This window comes from Marinobacter xestospongiae (genome assembly GCF_023156385.1).
GTDB lineage: Bacteria > Pseudomonadota > Gammaproteobacteria > Pseudomonadales > Oleiphilaceae > Marinobacter > Marinobacter xestospongiae.
Map to the genome: position 1 here is coordinate 216,699 of NZ_JAKZAK010000004.1, position 6,000 is coordinate 222,698.

A 6,000-nucleotide genomic window follows, 5' to 3' on the forward strand; every position below is an offset into this window, starting at 1 on the left:
AGGGTCTGCGGGGACAAGCGCTTGTTAGTAGACGCTCCGGATAAGTCAGACCCTTTTTAACAAGTGCGTCAAATACGTTCCGGGCCTGACGGCCCTCCACCGGACGGCTTTTGCTCCGCTTCGCTGCGCAAAAACCGCCGTTTTCGCAGGCGTTATATCCTCGCTCACCATAGATTAGGGAGAATGGTTTGAAAGAAGATGATTTTGGGGACAAGTGCGCGTTTTTATTCGACGTCATAAAAAGGTATGACCATTATATCGGGACCACCAACTTTAAGGTCGGCCTGCTGATGTCGTTCATTGCTGCGATCATACTTGGTTTATCGATACGAATAATTCTCACAGAGCCCTCAGGGTCTGGTTGTGATTATTTGTATTACCTCGCCTCTGCGTCTTCTTTATTCACAATACTTTTATCAATATTAACGGCAGTAAACCTGCTCCGGGTGGTTTTCCCAAACACCAAAACAGATAAAAACTATAAATCTATGATCTTCTTTGGTGATGTCTGCGCGACTGATAACGGCGCTGACGGATATGTTAATAAAATTAAAGAGGCAACCCCTGATGAGATTATAGAGGATTTATCTAAGCAGACATTTATGGTGGCAGAAATTGTAAGTGAGAAATTTAGAGTATTGAGAATCGCAGTGAATATCTCTATTTATGGCGTTGTGCCAATGCTCGCTGTTTCTTTGTTTTTATTGATATTGAATGGAGCGGGCTAAACATGGATAGCTTTGAGAATACGTTTGACCAAATGTTCGAGGCAGTTAGAAAACGTTCCACCACAGCTGTTGCTAAATCAGAGTCTATGGAGGCATTAGACTCTAAGCAAATAAGTGAAGAGTTCTCTGGTTTACCTTCTGGGCCGCAGGAGGAATTTCTGATTCAATCGAAAATTAGACCGATTTTTGACAAACCCGGTGTAAATAATTCTGCCATTGGAACTCATCCAGATTTTATATCACTTGAGGGCACAAAGACTACCCAGAAACATTATACCTGTACGATATTTGTTGATATTAAAGGCTCAACAAGGCTGTCGCTTCTGTATCCGTTGGAGTTTGTCTACGAATTTAAAAATGCTGTAATTCAAACATGCGTTGAAACCATTAGGTCATTTGATGGACATATACATAGATTGATGGGCGACGCCGTTATGGCATTTTTTGGCGGCAGATCTACACAAAAAGAAGATGCTGTAGCAGATGCAATTAACTGTTCAGTAACTTTACGGGCAATCTTGGAAGGCAGCATTAAACCTTGGATGGAAAGGCGAGGCTTGGAAGCGAAGGATTTCGGGTTTAGGGTAGGTTGTGATTTTGGAAATGATGAAGAAGTTTTATGGGGAAGTTTTGGATATAGGAATGTAGGTGAGGTTTCGGCGACTGGACTTGCGGTCGATATGGCGTCCAAGCTCCAAGGGTTGGCAGGAAAGAATCAAACAATGCTTGGTCAGGGCTTGTTGGATTTTGTCTACTGGCCAGAGAAATATTCTACGATAAAAACTCGTGATCGTGGAGATGGGAAAGAGAGTTTGCCAGTAGTAAGTCCAAACATTACGGATGCCGACGGTAATCCGCTGAATTACAAAATGAGGCAGTTGTCTTACGATAAGAGTTTAGAGTTCTCTGCTCTTCCTAGAAGCTTTAGGGAGAAAATTTGTAGTGGCTCCGTAAAGGATCATACCGAGATAGAGTACAAATGTTATTCGACAGAGAATGGAAGTAAGCAGGAATATATATCTGCTTCTAGGTTCTTAGGGCCAGATATTTCTTTATCTTTCGTGGTTCGTTCAAGAACAAACAACAGACTGAAGTTTCCACTTAAAGTAGTATTTAGAAAAACTAACCACGGCCCGATAACCCCTGAGGATGAGAGGGATGTTGAGCAAGAGGGTGTTGTTAGATATCTCCGAAAGGAGAAAGTAAGCAAATATGATCGGTCTTTTCACCCCGTATCCACGGTCGAAATACCGGAGTCGACACTATACCGAGGTCTCCATACGATGAAATGTCAAGTATATGACTCTGATGGGATATTGCTCTTTCGTGACTGGATTGGAGTAATGATTAAGTGATTGATATAACAATCGCAAGCATGCGGAACAATTTTCCGCTGCGCTACAAATTGTCCGGTGTTGCGAGGCGTTAGATTTTCATGGAGGACTTACTTTGACCCCGGCGGAGACGATCACCCAACTCAAAGCAGCCCGTGATGGTTTTTGGTTTAGTCTTGGAGCGTATGCGCTTTTAACCAAAGAACCAGCAAAATCTGAGCTGAGCAGGTATGACATAAAAGTTTATGAAGATGGAGATATCGTTGTTTCTGAAGGCAATGTGAATGAGCGTCGTGGTACAAATTACACTATCGGATTCAATGGCGCCCTGAGCAACAGCGCTGCAAGAGGCGTCGTTGATAATTCCTTCAAGCAAATGATCATCGATTCAAATCACGCTATTCGTGCATACGCTAAATTTAACGATCTCGATGTCTCAGAGTCATCCGCTATTCAATTTATCCGACATTACCGAAATGCAATCGCGCATAACGGCCTATGGGATCTGCGCTCACCCAAAGGGCTGCCACTCACTTGGCGAAATAAAACTCTGACAATTGAAATGAACAATCAGCCGATTGATGGCTTTCTAACTTGGTTTGAGGGGCTGCAATTATGTGCGCAGCTGAACATTTTTGTTACAGAGCATGCTAAGCAAATCTAACAATCGGCTGTTGCCGCCCCCCCCTTTGGGGCTGGGACGGCCTTTCCGCCGCTGTGCGGCTAAAAGTCCGCCCCAAAGCCGGGCGTTATGTGTAAGAAGATCATCATGGACCAAGATTTCGAAGTTGAAATATATGCATCAGAAGGATTGTCTTTATTGAAAGACTTTCTTCCTCAATGTCCCATCGAATTAGCTCTTGAGGAAAATGAGGTTGGTGAGTTGGTCCTGCGTCAAAAGGTTGGGTCACAAATAGCCGGATTTGAGTTTGAGGCTCACGAAGGCTACGTCTACGTGTTCCTCTTATATGTTACGCATAAATCTATAAAGCCAGCGTCATACATAATTCCCGCATTTTCAGCATTTCTAAAAACTGCTAATTTTCCGCATAAAATTACTGAAATATTGCATGAAGTAGATTTTGACGAATTATGGGTAGAGTACGAGTGGCCGAAAAACACATAACAATCACAACCACGCATTCTGAGCATGCGTTAAAGGGGGAAGATGAGCTCGTACAACTACTCTGAACTCACACTGCAAAAGACCGCGGATCTTCCCAAGATCGTGGGGTTGTCTCTGGAAAAAGTGTTGGTTAACTACGTTGCCGATGAGATCAACGTGCTTTATTTGAAAGCTGGTGGTCGCTGGTTCGCTGCTCAGCCAGAAATCGGTGGCGAGATTCTGGGGTTTCGAGAACTGGGGGTATCACCCATAGAAGGAGCAACCTCCGACGTCAGTGGGATCATGAATTGTGCTCTGTTCGAGCGGTTTACGGGAGCCAAGGTAACTGCTGTTCGGCAAATGGGTGAAGCGTGGAACGGGCACGGTTTTGAAGTGAGCTTCTATGGCATCGTGGACCACACTCTGCTAGTGCAATCCATACATACAGGGTCCGAAGCAGAAGACTATTCAGACTGCTTGCGGCTCGGGGTCGGGAGTTATGTGCATGTCGCGAACTCCATTTAACCAAACCCGTCACACTGATGCCCGTTACTCCGCTCTGTAAAGAGCACCGGTGCGTTCATCGTTGGAACTTAACTTCAGTGGCTAGTGGAACATGACAAGTAAAATTCTAGTCGCATTAAATTCCGACAACCATGAAATTATTGAATCAGAGATTTCAGATCGAGGTACACTGAAGTACTGTAGGTTCGACTTACAAGATTCCAGTACTTTTGAGTTTTTCTCAAAAAATGCTAATGAAAAAGACCTAAACATTTTTTTCTGTATTGGCGAGTCTAAAAACACCAATTTTGCCGATACGTTCCTAGACGCACTTGATTACTACAACCTAGAGATGGATCTTCCTTTAAAATTTGAACAAAGGTATCTTGAACTATCAAAGTTTATTCAGTCTCTAATTGATCTTGACAGCGTCAAAGTTCTTATGGTCGCCCTACAAGATGGTGGCCCGCATCAATTTCTAAACATATCATCTGGAGCCGAAATAATTGAGCCATCGATAACTGAAAGTAAAAGGCATGGATGCCCTAATATTATATTTTTTTATCGCAGATAAGTAGGTTATTACAAGCCGCCGTTGACGAATATTTCCCTCCGCTTCGCGGCTCCAAAATTGTGGCGAAGCTTCAGCCTTGAGGCTGTAAAGAAAGTTCAGGAAGTTATTTCCTAGCCTGAATAGGTCAATAAACGAGCTAAAAATGATATTTGCTTTTAGCAATCTGTAGCAACCAATCGAAAGCGCACCCAGATTTCATGCAAGAGCACCATTAGATAAACGGGAAAGGCTTTTCTACAGCCTTGTCAGAAAATTATGAAAATCAAGCTTCTGTATTTGATAACAGCCATGTTGCCAATATTCGCTTGGGCAGATGGCAGTACCTGCTTTGGCACAACGTCCAATGGCCATTTGGAATCCGGTGTGCAACTCCCATCCGAAGGTGAAAATTATGTTGGATACAGCACGATCGCGAGACTGGTTGGTAGAACTTACGTTCACTCAGAAGTGAGAGAAATTATCGTTTCGGCATACGAGTTACTCGAAACCGAGCAGCCTAAGAAGGTATACAAGTATGCTGAAACGGGGTTCGAAGAAGGCGGTGACTTTAAGCCCCACAAGACACAGAAATGGTCTGTCAGTAGACTTCATGACGTCGGTGATCGATAAAAATGGTAAATCGGTTCACCTACCCACCCATCCATTCAATAAGTTTGGCTATGACATCGAATTTAACGATAACAGCTCTTATGAGGACATGCACATTGATTACGAAGCTATGGCCGCACATGTGGTTGCTCTGCATGAAGAAGCTATGAGCCGTGGCTATGATTTATGGCGTGTGATATTCGATCCCGAGCTGCAGCCAAACTTGTATGAGACGAAGTATTCAGATTACCTTCAAGAAAATGTTCAATTTTCAGAGAGGCGATCTTGGGTAAGGCACGACGAGCATTATCATGTTGATTTCGAGATACCCTGTAAATAAGGGTGACAGCAGCGGTCAACGGCTCGGCCCTTGCCATTCGCCAGTGGTTAGCGTTCAATCGGGCAAAATCCATTGAGCGACGATCTTCCCACAGGGGACTTTCACCCTTTTGGTTCCTGCCCAAGCTTGGCATACACATGTATCGGCAACGAACATGAGCGCTGAAAGTTGCCGCCTAACACAAGGAAAGCCCATGATAACCTGCTATCTTCGATATGTGATTGATCCCTACAAGCTGAAAGAATTTGAGCACTACTCAAAGCTTTGGATACCCTTGGTCAACAAGTTCGGTGGCCAGCATCACGGATATTTCTTGCCGTCGGAAGGTGCCAGTGACGTTGCCCTGGCTCTGTTCACCTTCCCAAGCCTCGCCGCGTACGAACAGTACCGGAGGGACTCGTTCAGTGACCCTGACTGCATTGCCGCCTTCCAATACGCCGAAGAAACTCGCTGTATCCTCAGCTATGAACGCAGCTTTATGAGGCCGGTGTTTGAGTAACCCGGGTGAGCGCCTAGGTGAGCTACTATGGCCGGATCGCCCTTATCATTCAGGCTAGCAGCGCGACCTTGCTCACACTCGGGCGAATCATTAGAACCAGAGCACGATATAACCCCAGCCCACTATGCTGGGGTTTTCCATTAGGTATTTGGTATCGAGCCTGGTACTCCCTTGATTGATGCCGCCTTTCCAGATACCGGAAAACAATGTTTCAACAGCTCTGGAAAGCCCTGTTTGGGCCGAACTTCCGATCCTGAAGTCAAACAATAAGTGCAGCACCACTCGTTGGTAGTGCCCCGGAATATTCTCCCCAGAACACCTCCGCCGG

9 protein-coding genes are annotated in these 6,000 nt (G+C 44.8%); 8 read left to right on the forward strand and 1 reads right to left on the reverse strand.

What is annotated here, in order from left to right; all coding sequences use genetic code 11:
• The first annotated feature begins 188 nt into the window (after positions 1–188).
• From MLD24_RS04385 to MLD24_RS04420, 8 genes are all read left to right on the forward strand, one after another.
• A complete protein-coding gene (locus tag MLD24_RS04385) occupies positions 189–728 on the forward strand; it encodes a Pycsar system effector family protein (RefSeq protein WP_248164446.1) in 540 nt (179 codons plus the stop codon).
• Between the two features lie 2 nt (positions 729–730).
• On the forward strand, positions 731–2,083 hold the full coding sequence (locus MLD24_RS04390; protein ID WP_248164450.1) for an adenylate/guanylate cyclase domain-containing protein: 1,353 nt from the start codon (positions 731–733) through the stop codon (positions 2,081–2,083).
• 94 nt (positions 2,084–2,177) lie between these two features.
• On the forward strand, positions 2,178–2,726 hold the full coding sequence (locus MLD24_RS04395) for a hypothetical protein (protein WP_248164452.1): 549 nt from the start codon (positions 2,178–2,180) through the stop codon (positions 2,724–2,726).
• Positions 2,727–2,831: 105 nt separating this feature from the next.
• On the forward strand, positions 2,832–3,188 hold the full coding sequence (locus MLD24_RS04400) for a hypothetical protein (protein ID WP_248164454.1): 357 nt from the start codon (positions 2,832–2,834) through the stop codon (positions 3,186–3,188).
• Between the two features lie 42 nt (positions 3,189–3,230).
• Positions 3,231–3,692 carry a hypothetical protein gene (locus MLD24_RS04405; protein ID WP_248164457.1) on the forward strand — a complete coding sequence of 154 codons (462 nt, stop codon included), beginning with the start codon at positions 3,231–3,233 and terminating at the stop codon, positions 3,690–3,692.
• Between the two features lie 91 nt (positions 3,693–3,783).
• Positions 3,784–4,245 carry a hypothetical protein gene (locus MLD24_RS04410; protein WP_248164460.1) on the forward strand — a complete coding sequence of 154 codons (462 nt, stop codon included), beginning with the start codon at positions 3,784–3,786 and terminating at the stop codon, positions 4,243–4,245.
• Between the two features lie 514 nt (positions 4,246–4,759).
• A complete protein-coding gene (locus MLD24_RS04415; protein ID WP_248164462.1) occupies positions 4,760–5,173 on the forward strand; it encodes a hypothetical protein in 414 nt (137 codons plus the stop codon).
• A 193-nt stretch (positions 5,174–5,366) separates the two neighbouring features.
• Positions 5,367–5,672: an NIPSNAP family protein gene (locus tag MLD24_RS04420; protein ID WP_248164464.1), complete on the forward strand. Its 306-nt coding sequence runs from the start codon at positions 5,367–5,369 to the stop codon at positions 5,670–5,672.
• A gap of 90 nt (positions 5,673–5,762) precedes the next feature.
• On the opposite strand, the gene MLD24_RS04425 is transcribed toward MLD24_RS04420, so the two are convergent.
• Positions 5,763–6,000 (reverse strand): hypothetical protein (locus tag MLD24_RS04425; protein ID WP_248164467.1); only part of this gene is annotated, 238 nt, incomplete at its 5' end.